14 protein-coding genes are annotated in these 14,030 nt (G+C 67.7%); 8 read left to right on the top strand and 6 right to left on the bottom strand.

Annotated features, from left to right (window positions below; all coding sequences use genetic code 11):
• Nucleotides 1-46: 46 nt before the first annotated feature.
• The 4 genes from fabI (at nucleotide 47) to ribB (ending at nucleotide 4,538) form a co-directional block, all read left to right on the top strand.
• Nucleotides 47-877 carry an enoyl-ACP reductase FabI gene (gene fabI, locus P2T65_RS10710; RefSeq protein WP_063189624.1) on the top strand — a complete coding sequence of 277 codons (831 nt, stop codon included), beginning with the start codon at nucleotides 47-49 and terminating at the stop codon, nucleotides 875-877.
• Complete coding sequence (locus P2T65_RS10705; protein ID WP_055459173.1) at nucleotides 874-1,467, top strand: histidine phosphatase family protein; 594 nt, start codon at nucleotides 874-876, stop codon at nucleotides 1,465-1,467. Before fabI ends, P2T65_RS10705 begins: the two co-directional genes overlap by 4 nt.
• Before the next feature lie 345 nt (nucleotides 1,468-1,812).
• A complete protein-coding gene (aroC, locus tag P2T65_RS10700) occupies nucleotides 1,813-2,925 on the top strand; it encodes a chorismate synthase (protein ID WP_276199757.1) in 1,113 nt (370 codons plus the stop codon).
• Between the two features lie 311 nt (nucleotides 2,926-3,236).
• Nucleotides 3,237-4,538, top strand: coding sequence for a 3,4-dihydroxy-2-butanone-4-phosphate synthase (gene ribB, locus P2T65_RS10695; RefSeq protein WP_096335352.1), 1,302 nt, complete (start codon nucleotides 3,237-3,239; stop codon nucleotides 4,536-4,538).
• 254 nt (nucleotides 4,539-4,792) lie between these two features.
• Here ribB and P2T65_RS10690 read toward each other — a convergent pair whose 3' ends face one another.
• Entirely contained in the window at nucleotides 4,793-5,725 is a 933-nt protein-coding gene (locus P2T65_RS10690; protein WP_063187637.1) for a histone deacetylase family protein, read from the bottom strand.
• 200 nt (nucleotides 5,726-5,925) lie between these two features.
• Between P2T65_RS10690 and P2T65_RS10685 the strand changes: the two genes are divergently transcribed.
• Nucleotides 5,926-6,513, top strand: a complete 588-nt coding sequence (locus P2T65_RS10685; RefSeq protein ID WP_055459170.1) for a L,D-transpeptidase — start codon at nucleotides 5,926-5,928, stop codon at nucleotides 6,511-6,513.
• Nucleotides 6,514-6,519: 6 nt separating this feature from the next.
• On the opposite strand, the gene P2T65_RS10680 is transcribed toward P2T65_RS10685, so the two are convergent.
• The 4 genes from P2T65_RS10680 to P2T65_RS10665 all read right to left on the bottom strand — a co-directional run bounded on the left by P2T65_RS10680 (nucleotide 6,520) and on the right by P2T65_RS10665 (nucleotide 9,882).
• On the bottom strand, nucleotides 6,520-7,431 hold the full coding sequence (locus tag P2T65_RS10680) for a metallophosphoesterase (protein ID WP_055459169.1): 912 nt from the start codon (nucleotides 7,429-7,431) through the stop codon (nucleotides 6,520-6,522).
• A gap of 17 nt (nucleotides 7,432-7,448) precedes the next feature.
• Nucleotides 7,449-7,745 (bottom strand): hypothetical protein, encoded by a 297-nt coding sequence (locus tag P2T65_RS10675; RefSeq protein ID WP_055459168.1) that lies wholly within the window; start codon nucleotides 7,743-7,745, stop codon nucleotides 7,449-7,451.
• 161 nt (nucleotides 7,746-7,906) lie between these two features.
• Complete coding sequence (locus P2T65_RS10670; protein ID WP_276199756.1) at nucleotides 7,907-9,334, bottom strand: amidase; 1,428 nt, start codon at nucleotides 9,332-9,334, stop codon at nucleotides 7,907-7,909.
• 41 nt (nucleotides 9,335-9,375) lie between these two features.
• A complete protein-coding gene (locus P2T65_RS10665; protein WP_055459166.1) occupies nucleotides 9,376-9,882 on the bottom strand; it encodes a MarR family transcriptional regulator in 507 nt (168 codons plus the stop codon).
• 191 nt (nucleotides 9,883-10,073) lie between these two features.
• Between P2T65_RS10665 and P2T65_RS10660 the strand changes: the two genes are divergently transcribed.
• Nucleotides 10,074-10,856, top strand: coding sequence for a DUF1499 domain-containing protein (locus P2T65_RS10660; protein ID WP_055459165.1), 783 nt, complete (start codon nucleotides 10,074-10,076; stop codon nucleotides 10,854-10,856).
• A 3-nt stretch (nucleotides 10,857-10,859) separates the two neighbouring features.
• On the opposite strand, the gene P2T65_RS10655 is transcribed toward P2T65_RS10660, so the two are convergent.
• Complete coding sequence (locus P2T65_RS10655; protein ID WP_055459164.1) at nucleotides 10,860-11,771, bottom strand: MBL fold metallo-hydrolase; 912 nt, start codon at nucleotides 11,769-11,771, stop codon at nucleotides 10,860-10,862.
• A gap of 343 nt (nucleotides 11,772-12,114) precedes the next feature.
• Here P2T65_RS10655 and P2T65_RS10650 point away from each other — a divergent pair, with 343 nt between their 5' ends.
• Nucleotides 12,115-12,972: a helix-turn-helix domain-containing protein gene (locus P2T65_RS10650; RefSeq protein ID WP_071923538.1), complete on the top strand. Its 858-nt coding sequence runs from the start codon at nucleotides 12,115-12,117 to the stop codon at nucleotides 12,970-12,972.
• 95 nt (nucleotides 12,973-13,067) lie between these two features.
• Nucleotides 13,068-13,973 carry a helix-turn-helix transcriptional regulator gene (locus tag P2T65_RS10645; RefSeq protein ID WP_055459162.1) on the top strand — a complete coding sequence of 302 codons (906 nt, stop codon included), beginning with the start codon at nucleotides 13,068-13,070 and terminating at the stop codon, nucleotides 13,971-13,973.
• The last annotated feature ends 57 nt before the right edge of the window (nucleotides 13,974-14,030 follow it).

Below are 14,030 nucleotides of genomic sequence, written 5' to 3'. Positions count from 1 at the left end.
CGCTCCGGACCATCCGGCTTTCAGACAGATCAGATTTCGAACGGCCATGGCAGACAACTCAGCGACACGCCCGTCCATCATGTCCGGCAAGCGCGGGCTCATCATGGGAGTGGCCAACAACCGCTCCATTGCCTGGGGCATTGCCAAGGCCGCGCACGCCCATGGGGCCGAACTCGCCTTCACCTACCAGGGCGATGCGTTGAAAAAGCGCGTCGAGCCGCTTGCGGCGGAGCTCGGCGCCGAGGTCATCGGGCATTGCGACGTCACCGACGGGGCGACCATCGATGCTGTCTTCGCAGAAGTGGAGAAGCGCTGGGGCAAGCTCGACTTCCTCGTCCATGCCATCGCTTTCTCAGACAAGGACGAGCTTACCGGTCGCTACGTCGATACGAGCCAGGAGAACTTTTCCAAGAGCCTGCTGATCTCCTGCTACTCGCTGACGGCCGTCGCCCAGCGCGCCGAGAAGCTGATGACGGACGGCGGCTCCCTGCTGACGCTGACCTATTACGGCGCCGAGAAGTGGATGCCGCACTACAATGTCATGGGCGTCGCCAAGGCGGCGCTCGAGGCAAGTGTGCGCTATCTCGCGGCCGACCTCGGCCCGCTGGGCATCCGCGTCAACGCCATCTCTGCCGGGCCGATCAAGACGCTCGCCGCCTCGGGCATCGGCGACTTCCGCTACATCCTCAAGTGGAACGAGTACAACTCGCCGCTGCGCCGCACGGTGACCATCGAGGAAGTGGGCGAGACGGCGGCTTATCTCCTGTCCGACATGTCGCGCGGCGTGACCGGCGAGATTCACCATGTCGATGCCGGCTATCATGTCGTCGGCATGAAGAACCCCGACGCGCCCGACATCGTGCTCGGCAAGGAATGACGGCAAGGCCGCGTCTCTTCTTCGTCCGCCACGGCGAGACGGACTGGAACGCCGAGGGGCGCCTGCAGGGCAAGCGCGACACGGCGCTCAACAACACCGGACGCGGCCAGGCCCAGACGGCGGGGCGCCTGCTGCGCGGTCTCGTGCCCGATTGCGAGGGCCTCGACTTCATCGCGAGCCCCCTCGCTCGCACGCGCGAGACGATGGAACTGCTGCGCCACGCCATTGGCCTGCCGCGGCAGGGCTACCATCTCGAGCCGCGCCTCGCCGAGATCTCGTTCGGCGAATGGGAAGGGCGGACGTGGAAGGAGCTGCGCACGAGCGAGCCCGACCTCTATGCCGCCCGCAAGCGCGACTGCTGGCACTTCACGCCGCCGGGCGGCGAGAGCTACGCCGCGGTCGCGGCTCGGGTTCGGCCGCTCCTCGAGAGCCTGACCCGCGACACCCTCGTTGTCTCGCACGGCGGCGTCGCCCGCGCCGTGCTGACACTCCTCTCCCGCGTCGCGACGCACGAGGCGCCGCACATCGACATCTGGCAGGGCCGCATCCTCGTCTTCGACGCCGGCGACCACCGCTGGGAGCCGGCCTGAGCGGGCTGGCATCTAGGCCAACGCGTCTGAAGCCGTGCTGATGGTTAGGCACGTCGCGAAACGATGAGCCGCGAAACGATGAACCGTCGGCTCCCTCTTCTCCCTCCCCCCACGAAGTGGCGGGGAGGGGGAGGGGTGGGGGGACGGCGCCGCAGGCAGGCGTTCAGTCGTTACCCGCAGAAAGATCCGAAACGCCATCGAGGGTGGCGAGCCCCCCCGCCCCCAATCCCTCCCCGCCGCAGGCGAGGGTAGGGAGGCCCGGCCGCGCCGGTGGTCCGGACCGGGCCGTTTGACGATGCGTCCCCGCGCGCGTAAGACGCGCCGAGCATTACGGCGGCGAGATCCATGTCCCACAACAGCTTCGGCCACCTCTTCCGTGTCACCACCTTCGGCGAGAGCCACGGGCCTGCCATCGGCTGCGTCGTCGATGGCTGCCCGCCGCGCATTCCGTTGACCGAGGCCGATATCCAGCATGACCTCGACCGCCGCCGGCCGGGCCAGTCGCGCTACACGACCCAGCGCCAGGAGCCGGACCAGGTGCGCATCCTCTCCGGCGTCTTCACCGACGAGAAGACCGGCGTGCAGATGACGACGGGCACGCCCATCGGCCTCACCATCGAGAACGTCGATCAGCGCTCGAAGGACTATGGCGAGATTCGGAACAAGTATCGTCCGGGCCACGCCGACTATACCTATGACGTGAAATACGGCATCCGCGACTACCGCGGCGGCGGCCGCTCCTCGGCGCGCGAGACGGCGATGCGCGTCGCTGCCGGTGCCGTCGCCCGCAAGGTCGTGCCGGGGCTCCTCGTGCGCGGCGCGCTCGTGCAGATGGGCCCGCACCGGATCGACCGCTCCCGCTGGGATTGGGACGAGACCGGCCGCAACCCCTTCTTCTGCCCGGACGCCGAGGCGGCGGCCTTCTTCGCCGACTATCTCGACGGCATCCGCAAGAAGGGCTCGTCCATCGGCGCCGTCATCGAGATCGTGGCCGAGGGCGTGCCGCCCGGCCTCGGCGCGCCGATCTACGGCAAGCTCGATGCCGACCTCGCCGCGGCATTGATGAGCATCAACGCAGTCAAGGGCGTCGAGATCGGCGCCGGCTTCGAGGCCGCGGCGCTGACGGGCGAAGAGAATGCTGACGAGATGCGCCTCGGCAACGACGGCAAGCCGCTCTTCCTCTCCAACCATGCCGGCGGTGTCGTCGGCGGCATCTCGACGGGCCAGGCGGTGGTGGCGCGCTTCGCCGTCAAGCCGACCTCCTCGATCCTGCAGCCGCGCCTCTCGGTCGACCGCTTCGGCGCCGAGACGGATGTGGTGACCAAGGGACGGCACGACCCCTGCGTGGGCATCCGCGCCGTCCCCGTGGGCGAGGCCATGGTCGCCTGCGTTATTGCCGACCACTTCCTGCGCCACCGCGGCCAGGTGGGCGAGACGACGCCCTGGCCGATGGATTGAGTGTAGCTAAACGGGAGAGCCCCGCCCCCGCGTCGTGCCCGCCGCTTTCACCGCGTCATACCCGCGCTCGTCGCGGGCATCCACGCCGCGACGGATGCGCCAGGCTGAAGGGCGCGGATCGCCGGGACGAACCAGGCCATGACGGCGGAACGCTTGCGTTGCAGAGCATCGCGTCATCATTGTCGCGTGATCCAACAGCCGTGCGACGAGAACCGGCAGGACGGCGAGCAGGGGCGGGAGCCAAGTCGGCGCCACCTCGCAACTCGGCGATTTTAGTTGAACTAAAATCCCGCCGGCGTTAGCGTCGCCTCATGAGACTGGCCGACTGGCTTATCCGCGAGAACATGACGCGCGTGGATTTTGCGCGCCGCATCGGCGTCACGCCCGGCGCGGTCACGCAGCTGTGCCGCGACGATGGCGCCTGGCTATCGCGCGAGACGGCGCGCCTCATTCTCGAGGTGACCCGTGGCGCCGTCACTCCCAACGATTTCATCGACGCCCGGAGCGGTTCTCCGGTGCGCGAGGAGGCTTTCATGACCCAGACGGTGACCGAGGCGATCGAGGCCTTCGCCCGCGGCGAGATCGTCGTCGTGACGGACGACGACGACCGTGAGAATGAGGGCGACCTCGTCGTCGCCGCCTCGCTCTGCACGCCGGAGAAAATGGCTTTCATCATTCGCCACACCTGCGGCATCGTCTGCGCACCGCTGACCGGCGCCGACGCACGGCGCCTCAGGCTCGACCCCATGGTGGCAGCCAACGACGCGCCGCTCGGCACGGCCTTCACCGTCTCGGTCGACGTGCGCCACGGCCTCACCACCGGGATTTCGGCCGAGCAACGCAGCAACACGGTGCGCGCCCTCGCCAACAACAACATGGGGGCGGGCGATTTCGTGCGCCCCGGTCATGTCTTCCCGCTCATCGCCAAGGACGGCGGCGTGCTCATCCGCTCGGGCCACACGGAGGCGGCGGTGGACCTCTGCCGTCTCGCGGGGCTGCCCGAGGTGGGCGTCATCTGCGAACTCGCCAACGACGACGGCACGGTGATGAAGGGGCGCGAGATCGACGATTTCGCCAGGACGCACGGCCTGAAGCGCCTTTCTGTGGCCGACCTCATCGCCTATCGCCAGGCGCGCGAAAAGCTGGTCGAGCGTGTCGCCACCTTCCCGGTGACGACCGAGATCGGCGAGATGACCGGCCATGCCTATGTCACGCCTTTCGATACCGTGAACCACTTCGCCTTCGTCTACGGCAACATCGGCGACGGCCGGGGCGTGCCGGCGCGCCTGCACCGGGCCAATGTGGTGGCCGACGTCTTTGGTGGTGGCAGGACGCTCAACAAGGTGCTCGGCCAGTTCGCCAAGGAAGGGCGGGGCGTGATCGTCTATCTGCGCGACGGCACAGCCGGCGTGCCGCTGACCGTCGTCAGCGAGGATGCGACCGGCTCCGAGTTCGCCCGCACCCAGCAATGGCGCGAGGTCGGCCTCGGCGCGCAGATCCTGCGTGACCTCGGCGTCACCTCGATCCGCAACCTTGCTTCCAGCTCGCGCGCCTATGTCGGCCTCAGCGGCTTCGGCATCGAAATCGCTGATACGGTCATCCTGGAGGGGTGAGGGGCCTGGCAGGGCACCGCTCCCCCGCGAGGACAACGACACACCGTTCCCGCGTCATGGCCGGCCTCGTCCCGGCCTCCACGCTTTTCCGCCTTGCGTAACGTCAGGGCGGGGATGCCCGCGACAGGCGCGCGCATGACGGGTCTCCTTTCTTTGACCGTCGGCGAGGGACTAGGCACCGCTCTTCTCCCTCTCGACCACAAGGGGGAGGGGAAGCAACTCGCTCCGACAGCCGTCCCTCGCGCCGTCGAAACTCACCCCCGCATCAGGCACTGCACGTGGGCGGCCACGGAAGCCGCCAGGCCCTGCAGGTCATAGCCGCCTTCGAGCAGCGACACGATGCGCCCGCCGCACTGCCGGTCGGCGATGTCCATGAGCTCGCGCGTCGCCCAAGCGAAGTCTTCCTCCGTCAGGTTGATGTTGGCGAGCGGGTCGCGCCAGTGGGCGTCGAAGCCGGCGGAAATGATGATGAGGTCCGGCCGGAAAGCGGAGATGCGCGGAAATATGGCGACTTCGAGCGCCTCGCGGAAGCTCTCGCCCCCTTCGCCCGCATGCAGCACGGCATTGACAATGTTGTCGTGCGCCCCGCGCTCGGAGGCGGCACCGGTGCCGGGATAGAGCGGCATCTCGTGCGTCGAGCAGTAAAGCACGCTCGCGTCGTCCCAGAAGATGTCCTGCGTGCCGTTGCCGTGGTGCACGTCCCAGTCGAGAATGGCGATGCGTTGGAGGCCATGCCGTTTCTGCGCGTGTCGCGCGGCGATGGCTGCATTGTTGAAGAAGCAGAAGCCCATCGCCGTCGCCTTCTCGGCGTGGTGGCCGGGCGGGCGGGCGGCGCAGAAGGCATTGGTGGCCGAGCCGCCCACCACCTCGTCCACCGCGAGGATGGCCGCGCCCGCGGCGTGCACGGCGGCCTCCAGCGTGCCTGCCGACATGGTCGTGTCGGCATCGATGCTGACCACTCCCTCGCGCGGCGCGGCGGCGATGAGGGCATCCACGTGCCTTGGCGGATGCGCGCGGCAGATGGCATCCCGATCCGCAGCCGGCACGTCGCGGATGCGCACGAGATCGGCGAATTTCTCCTGCTCCAGCGCCTGCTCGATGGCCCGCAGGCGCTCCGGCCGTTCCGGATGGCCTGGCGGGGTCGCGTGGGCCATCGAGGAAGGGGGGGAGATGAGGAGCGTCGTCACGGCGATATCCCAGGAGAGGATGCAGCTTTGCAGGCGGCGGGCGTTGTGTCCATGTCACGCTTGGCGAGTATTTGCCGATCGGGGTCGTTTTCTTGTCGGCGGCCGTTGCTACGCCGTTCGCATGTGCCATACAGCACCGCGAATCGGGCGCGTCGAATCGCATCTTACGCCCGATCGATGATCGTTTGGGGGCGATTGGCATGTTCTTGAGGATGTTGGGTGCCGTCGTGGTGATCGGCATGTCGCTGGCCGGCTGCAATTTCAAGGGTGTGCCCGACCCGGATGTCTCGGCGCGTGACCGCGAGTGGATGTCGCTCGTTCCCCAGGCAGACGTCGATCCGCAGTTCGGCCGCTACATGATCGACGATCCAACCGGCGAACCCCCCGGCACCATCGTCGTCGACCAGAAGTCGCGCCTGCTTTACTTCGTCTTGCCTGACCGCAAGGCCATCCGCTACGGCGTCGCCGTCGGCGACGAGGCCTACGGCTGGACCGGCACGGCCGAGGTCGCCCGCAAGGCCGAGTGGCCCAACTGGAATCCGCCGGCCGAGATGAAGGCCCGCTGGCCGCACGTGCGCTTTACCGAGGGCGGGCCGAACAACCCGCTCGGTGCCCGCGCGCTCTATCTCTACGAGAACGGTCGCGACACGCTTTACCGCATCCACGGCACCAACGAGCCCGAGAAGATCGGCCAGGCCGTGTCCTCCGGCTGCATCCGCATGCGCAACATCGACGTGATCGACCTCTACAACCGCACCAAGGTCGGCGCGCGCGTCATCGTCAAGTAGCGGCGCTCACGTCAGCGGCCCCGGCTGGCCGCCGAGATGGATGAGCACGATCTCCGGCGGCACACCGAGGCGCATGGGCAGGATACTCGTGCCAAGGCCGCCGGAGACGATCATCGTGCGGCCGCGCTCGGCCACGAGGCCATAGGCATAACGATTGCCGTAAGCGGAGGGTACGACGGGCGAGTAGCCGAGTAAGCGCACTTGCCCCCCGTGGGTATGGCCGGCCAGCGTCAGGCTGACGCGCGCCGGCACGGTGGGGAAGATGTCCGGCTCGTGCGCGAGCAGGATGACGGGCGCGGTGTCGTGGACCTGGGCGAGCGCCGCGGGCAGGTCGTCGACACCGCGGAATCTGTCCGGCCCGAGAATGTGGGCGATCTGGTCGCCGAGGCCGATCAACCAGAAGGCCCTGCCGTCCTTCTTCAGCCGGACGGCGTCATTCTCGAGCACCGGGATGCCGACGCCCTCGAGCGTGCGCCGCATGGTACGCGCCCCGTCCGCTGGCATGCCAGGCGCGATGGCGTGCCACCAGTCGTGGTTGCCGAGGATCGAATAGACGCCGAGCGGCGCCGCGAGCCGGCCGAGCGGCTCGGCCCATTCCTCCGGTTCGAGACGTCGCGTCACGAAACGGTGCGTGCCGATGTAATCCCCGAGCAGCACCGTCACGTCCGGCTTGAGCGCATTGGTCGCCGCGACGATCTCCGCGACGCGGGCGGCGGGCATATGCGGCTCGCAGACGTGCAGGTCGGCGATGGCGGCCAGCGTCAGCTCCATGTCCGACGGCCAGCCGCGCGGCGTAATCCAGTAGCGCTTGACGATGAGCCGCATGCCCGGCTCGACCGCCAAGGCGTAGGAGGCGAACCCGGCACCTGCAACGACCGTCCCGGCGAAGGCTTTGAGAAGAGTTCGCCGGGTCGGCATATTTCACGAAGGTCCTGTCAGCTGGCAAAGGGTCCGTCGCGCAGATAGTCGGGCAGCCGCTCGGCCTTCCTCTGCCTGCCACGGCGGAATTGCTCCACCGCGGCCGCCACCGCCGGAATCCCGATGGCACGAAACGTTGGCGCATCCGCCTTGCCTTGGCAAGCGGGGGTGATCCGGGCGGTGGCCACGGCCGTCTTCCCGGCCTTATCTTCGGAACGTGAAGGGATCTCGGTCATCTGCTCGGTCTCATGGCTCTGCCGGCGGCCGGCCGGCTGGGTGCGCCGCCTGCCGTGCGGCGCGACGTTCGTCACCATCGCGCCCGATCGCGTCGGGCGCTTGGCGGCACTGCGGCAAAGGCGTGTTATATCGCGATCGACTCCGCGACAGGGTTAACAGCGCCGTGCGGATCGAGACGCTAACCAGCCGACGCCGCACGGGATGTGCGCTGGCGCTCCGACAGGCCGGGACTTGTCTTTCAGGCGTTCCGGCCGGGCGGCACGAAGCGGCAGCCGCGTTCCTCCAGGAGGCGGGCGACGGCAATGGCCGTCGCATCGGCCCATTCTGCCGCGACGATCTGTACCCCCGTCGGCAGGCCGGCCGCCGTGCGCATCACGGGTACCACCGCCGCCGGCAGGTGCGCAACGCTCGCGAGCGAGGACCACAGGAGGAAGTCGAAGTAGGGGCGCTCCGTACCGTTGACGGCGATCGTGCGGGCGTGGATGTCCGGCGTTTGGTCGTGCGGAATGGCCGCCACCGGCGCCGGTGGCAACAGCACCACGTCCCAGTCTCTGAAGAAGACGGCCCAGTGCTCCTTGAGCGCGCGCCGGCGCTCCAGCAGCCTTTGCCAGGTGGCGACGTCGAGCCGTGCTCCGCGCGATTGCAGGGCCCGGTGCGACAGGTCGCCGGGAGCGTAGCTGGCGGCATCGGCCGCCAGCCTGTCGCGCACCTTCTGCGGCAGGCCGGCCGCCACGATGGCGTGGTTGAGAAGCGCGTAGACCTCGAAGGTCTCGGCGAAGGAAAAGCCCGGCCGCGCCCGCTCGTCGACGATGGCTCCGGCCTCGGCCAGCAGGGATGCGGCATGGGCCACCCCGGCCGCCACATCGGCATCGACCGGCGCCAGGGGCTCCTCGAGCCAGACGGCGACCCTGAGGCCGCGCCCGTCGAGACGCGGCACGTCGATCGGCCGGCCGTCGCGCGCGATGACGGGCAGGATCAGCGCGAGGTCTTCCGCCGAGCGGGCGAGGGGGCCGGCGACGACGAGGTCGCCCTCCTTGGGCGTGCCTGGCGCGGGCGGCACGTGGCCGAGTGTCGAGACGAGAGACCAGGTCGGCTTGAGGGCGAAGACGCCGCAGGCATGCGCCGGCCAGCGCAGCGAGCCGCCGAGGTCCGACCCGAGCTCGAAGGCGCTCATGCCGGTCGCGACGGCAGCGGCCGCCCCACCCGACGAGCCGCCCGTGGAGCGCGTGATGTCCCAGGGATTGTTGGTGGTGCCGTGGACGGGGTTGTACGTCTGGAAATCCCCCGAGAAAAGCGGCACGTTCGACTTGCCGAGGATGACGCAGCCGGCTTCGCGCAGCCGTGCGACGGCCGCCGCATCCGCTTCGGGCACCCGGTCGCGGAAGCTCGGCGCCCCGGCGGTCGAGACCATGCCGGCGACGTCGAAGGCATCCTTGATGGTGATGACGAGCCCGTCGAGTGCGCGGGCCTTGCCCGCGGCCCGGCGGGCGTCGCTTTCTTCGGCGGCGCTGCGTGCCGCGATCGTGTCGAGTGTCACGATGGCGTTCAGCGCCGGGTTCTCGGTGGCAATGCGCGTGAGCGTCATGTCGAGCAGCGCGACGCTCGACAATTCGCCGCGCTTGAGGCAGGAGAGGATGGCATGCGCGGGTTGCGTCAGGAGATCCACGGCCCCTCCCAGGGTTCATACGAGCTTGTCTTGCGGCCCGTTCATTCGGCCGCGGGAGAGCGGATGCGCCCCGGCCTGCCGGCAGGGTCGCTCCGGTCCTCCTCGTCGCGGCGCAGGATATCGCGCCAGGCAAGGAGCACACGTTCCAATTCCGCGATATCGGTGTGCGGAAGAACGCCCAGGGTCCGCTCAACATAGGCGCGCTGGGCGGCGATGCCGCGCTCGGCAAGCGCACGCCCCTTCTCCGTCAGATGGAGCGCATAGGAGCGGCGGTCCCCGGCAATGGGCTGGCGCACGACGAGGCCGCTCGCCGCGAGCCGGTCGACGAGGCCGGAGACGTTGCCCTTCGTCACATAGAGGCGCTCTGCCAGCTCCTGCTGCGTGATGCCCTCGCGCTCGGTCAGGGTGGATAGCACGTCGAACTGGGGAATCGACAGGTCGAGCCGGCGCAACTCCTGGTTCATGGCCGCATAGAGCCGCTGGTTCATGCGGACGAAGCGCAGCCAGGTTCGTATCAGCGCGTCGCCCTGCTGAACGCCTTCTGTCATCAGTGTCGGCCCGTCCCCATGCTTGCCCCAAGGCCTTAACCCATCTGCGCGGCGATGAAAACACCGCCCGACTGCACGATGATGCCGCCGCGACGCCGATGCCGTTGCGCCCGCCGCCATGCGATGCCATCCATGGCTACGCGGTCGTCCCGGCCGTTCCTGCCGTCGTCTCTCCTGCCGCGAGCCGTCCTATGCGCCGCCTGATCGTCGAGGAGCCTTTGTCGCAAGCGGCCGTCTGGAGCCGCAGGGTCGGCTGGTTCGCCCTGCTCGTGGCGGCGGCGGGCGTGCTGCTGACCCGCCTCGGCCTCGTCGAATGGTTCGCCGGCCTGTCGGTCATCGCAAGCGCGGTCGCGCTGGCGCTCGTTGCTCTCGCCCTCGCGGTCGCGGCCTTCGTTTTCATCTGGCAGGAGGGGCAGCAGGGGCTTACCCTCGCCGTGCGGGGCGCCGTGCTGGCCCTCGTTGTGCTCGGCTGGCCGGCATTCCTCGGCTTCAAGGCCGTCGTCCTGCCGCGGATGAACGACATCAGCACCGATATCCTCGACCCGCCCGCCTTCTCGCGCTCGGCGCAGGTGCTTGCCGCCCGCGCGGGCCACGTGCCCCGCGAGATCGCGGCGGACGAGCGCTTGCCGCAGCGCGACGCTTATGCGGACGTCGTCCCGATCTATGCCGAGCTGTCGCCAGAGGATGCGCTGTCGGTCGCCGAGAGGGTGGCACGCACGCTCGGCTGGGACATCGCGGAGGTGCGGCAGCCCGGCGGGCGTACCGGGCGCGGCCAGATCGATGCCGTCGACCACACCTTCCTGCTGCGCTTTCCGGACGACATTGTGATCCGGGTGACGCCGCGCGCAGAGGGGACGAGGGTCGATGTGCGCTCGGCTTCCCGCTATGGCGTGCACGATTTCGGCGTCAATGCCGAGCGCATCGCCCGCTTCATCACCGAGTTCGAGCTGCAGGCGAGGGCGGCGCAGTTCTGACCGTCACGCCAGCCGGTAGCGGGCCGTGAGCGTCGGCGCGCCATCGCAGGCGACGAGTCTGCGCGCCACCAGGTCCTCGAGGTGGGCGAAGACGGAGAGCCCGGCTGCGCCGAAGAGCGCCGGCGGCAGCCCCTCGTAGAGGGACGGGACGATCTCGGCGATGGTCTCGTCGCCGGCCGCAAGCCGGTTGAGGATCGCGGCCTCGCGCTGCCGCCGGTGGTGGACGAGGGCGCGCAGGAAGCGCTGCGGCTCGCGCACGGGGCCGCCGTGGCCGGGCCGGTAGATCGTCTCCTCGCGCATCTTCAGCTTCGCGAGCGAGGCCATGTAGGCCTGCATCGACCCGTCCGGCGGCGCGACGATGGTGGTGGACCAGGCCATGACGTGGTCACCCGAGAACAGGGTGTTCTCCTCGGGCAGCGCGAAGGCGAGGTGATTGGCCGTGTGGCCGGGCGTCGCGAGCGCCGTGAGTGTCCAGTGCGGGCCGGCCACGGCCTCGCCGTCCGCGAGGACGACATCGGGCGCATAGGCGTGGTCTGCCGAGGCATCGAGCGCATTGGCCTCGCCGAGCGCCAGCGGGCGCGACGCGACATGGGGTCCGCAGCCGACGACGAGGGCGCCGGTGGCTGCGCGCACCGCGGCCGCAGCCGGGGAGTGGTCCCGGTGAGTGTGCGTGACGACGACGTGCGTCACCGTCTCGCCCCGCACGGCATCGAGCAGCCGCGCCACATGGGTGGCGTCGTCGGGCCCCGGGTCGATGATGGCGACCCGGCCGCGGCCGACGATGTAGCTGCACGTCCCGCGATAGGTGAAGGGGCCGCCGTTCGGCGCGACGAGCCGCCGCACGAGCGGCGTGAGCGCCTCGGTCCGCCCGATCGGGGCCTCCATCTCCTCTTCGAAGGGAATGGCCTGCGTCATTGATTCGGCCCTCACCGGGATGCGGCGACCGGCTTTCGGATCACCCGAGGCGCTCTTGTAGCACGAGCGGTTGGCAACGCGACCATCGGCCATCAGCCGGTCTACAGGCCGTATGCGAATGGCGCCGGAGAAGGCTCGCATTCTATGCAAAGTTGCATAAAATGCTATTATTAGCGCGCTGGTTGCATTGCTGTATGAGCATTTGATGTTCAGTTTTGAGGGGTAACTTTTCGCTACGACGTCAGTCGAGAGAAATAAAATGATAAAACAAAATGAATTGAGCGATGTTAATGTCGTAATTAGGACAACTTATAATAGAATAGATGGCGAGTTTCAGTCGGATATGTCGGCCCTTGTCGGGGTCGACAAATGCGATTTCATGCTGGATGGTGAGTTCAGGGCAGCCATCGATTGGATAAAGTATAACGACATGCGCGTCTGCAGCATGGCGTTGCCGCCGGGGCGTCTTCTGCGCGAAGTGGTGCAGGTTGCAGGCAAGGCGCCCTGCATCGTCATGACGGCCGTACAGAACGGTGCCATGCGGCTGACGCTGGAGCATGGCGCGTTCGATGTGGGTGGCGAACGCATCGTTGTGTTCGACGCGCGGGCACTATTGTCGATCGATATGATGGCGGGTGAGGACGGGCGGTGCACCTTCCAGTGGCTGGAACTGTCGTCGATGACGGATTTCGCCGGGGCGCTGAAGGGGGAGGCGGCGAGCATCGAATCCGTTTCGTTGCGCGAATACATGCAGTTCTTCTCCCGCTTCCTCCTGAAGTATGGTAATTCGCATATCTCGGACTATGTGGATGTCTCGATCCGCCAGAACATCGTCGAGATGCTCAAGACGTTCCTCCGCGACCAGACGGCGCGCAGCGATGGCGGCAACAAGGCGCGCCTCGCCAACGACATCATCGAATACATCAAGAAGAACATCGACAATCACGACCTGGGGGCCGGGCGCATCGCCCGCCAGTTCAACATTTCCCAGCGCAAGCTGTACAAGATCTTCGAGGAATCGGGACTGTCGCTGCGCGACACCATCCTGCACTACAGACTCGAGGCGGCACGCAAGGAGCTGGCGTCGTCGTCTGAGAAGAAAATCATCAACATCGCCTTCGACAGCGGTTTCAACGACGTCTCGACCTTCTACCGCAACTTCAAGCGCAAATACGGCTACTCGCCGCGCAGCTCCCAGTAGCGGGGTGGTCGACGCGGCGGCGTGGGAGGCGCAGCTTCCCATACTCGGGGGCGTCGCAACTGGCGCAGCATATCCAATTTTGCTAATTGTGTCTCATGAAAGAGAACAATTCGCGATTTTTGGAGATTGGCCTGCGCCTGCGCGCCTATCGCCTGGGGCGTGGCATCACGGCGGAGCAGGTCGCGGACCGTCTTGAGATGTCGCGTGCAGCCATCTACCGCCTGGAGAAGGGCGAGGTGGTCAAGATCGAGACGATCCAGCGCATCGCCGACCTCCTCGATGTCTCGGTTGCCTCGCTGCTGGGCGTCAGCGTCGAGTATTACGACAACGCGGTGGCCTATTTCGAGCGCATGCGCCAGCTGGAGGAGGGGGCCGAACAGATCCTCGCCCATTTCGCGCCGTTCTCGTACCTGCTGTCGTCGGACGAATATGCCCATGCCGTCGAACTCGCCATCCGCGAGACGGTGGTCGGCGACGTCGGCGAGGAGGAGGTCGCTCCCGAGGTCGAGGCACTGGTGCGCATCCTGCGCGAGCGGCGCGGTCACGCCAGCCGCCGGCGGCCCGGCATCGTCAGCATCGTCGGGCTGCAGGACATCGAACGGCTCTTGCGCAGCGGCGTCATCGGCCGTTTCGACCTGCCGGAGGAGGAGGCGGCCGAACGGCGGGCGATCGCGCGGCGCGAAATCCTGCGTCTCGCCGATCTCCTCGAGGAGGAGCCCATCGGCATCCAGATCGGCATCGTCGAGGAAACCCTGCCGCAGCAGACCTTCCAGATCTTCCGGCAGAAGGAGCGCACCTTCGTCGCCATGAGCCCCTTCCGCTTCGCCGACCATCCCAACATCCGCAATGGCGTCGCCATGGTCACCGAGGCACCGGACGCCGTGCAGCTGTTCGACAACCTCATCGCCTCTCTCTGGCGCAGGGCAGCAAAAGGCCGGGAAGGCGCCGAGCGCCTGCGGCAGGTTGTCGAGCGAGTCGATGCTGGCGTGCGCGACGCGTAAAAAAAATTAGACAACACTCAAAAAAGCGATATCGTTTCGGCTTCCGTATAGCCGGAG

This window comes from Chelatococcus sp. XZ-Ab1 (assembly GCF_029309855.1).
In the GTDB taxonomy this organism is placed as follows: Bacteria; Pseudomonadota; Alphaproteobacteria; order Rhizobiales; family Beijerinckiaceae; genus Chelatococcus_A; species Chelatococcus_A sambhunathii.
This window is presented reverse-complemented; position numbering and strand designations above follow the sequence as displayed.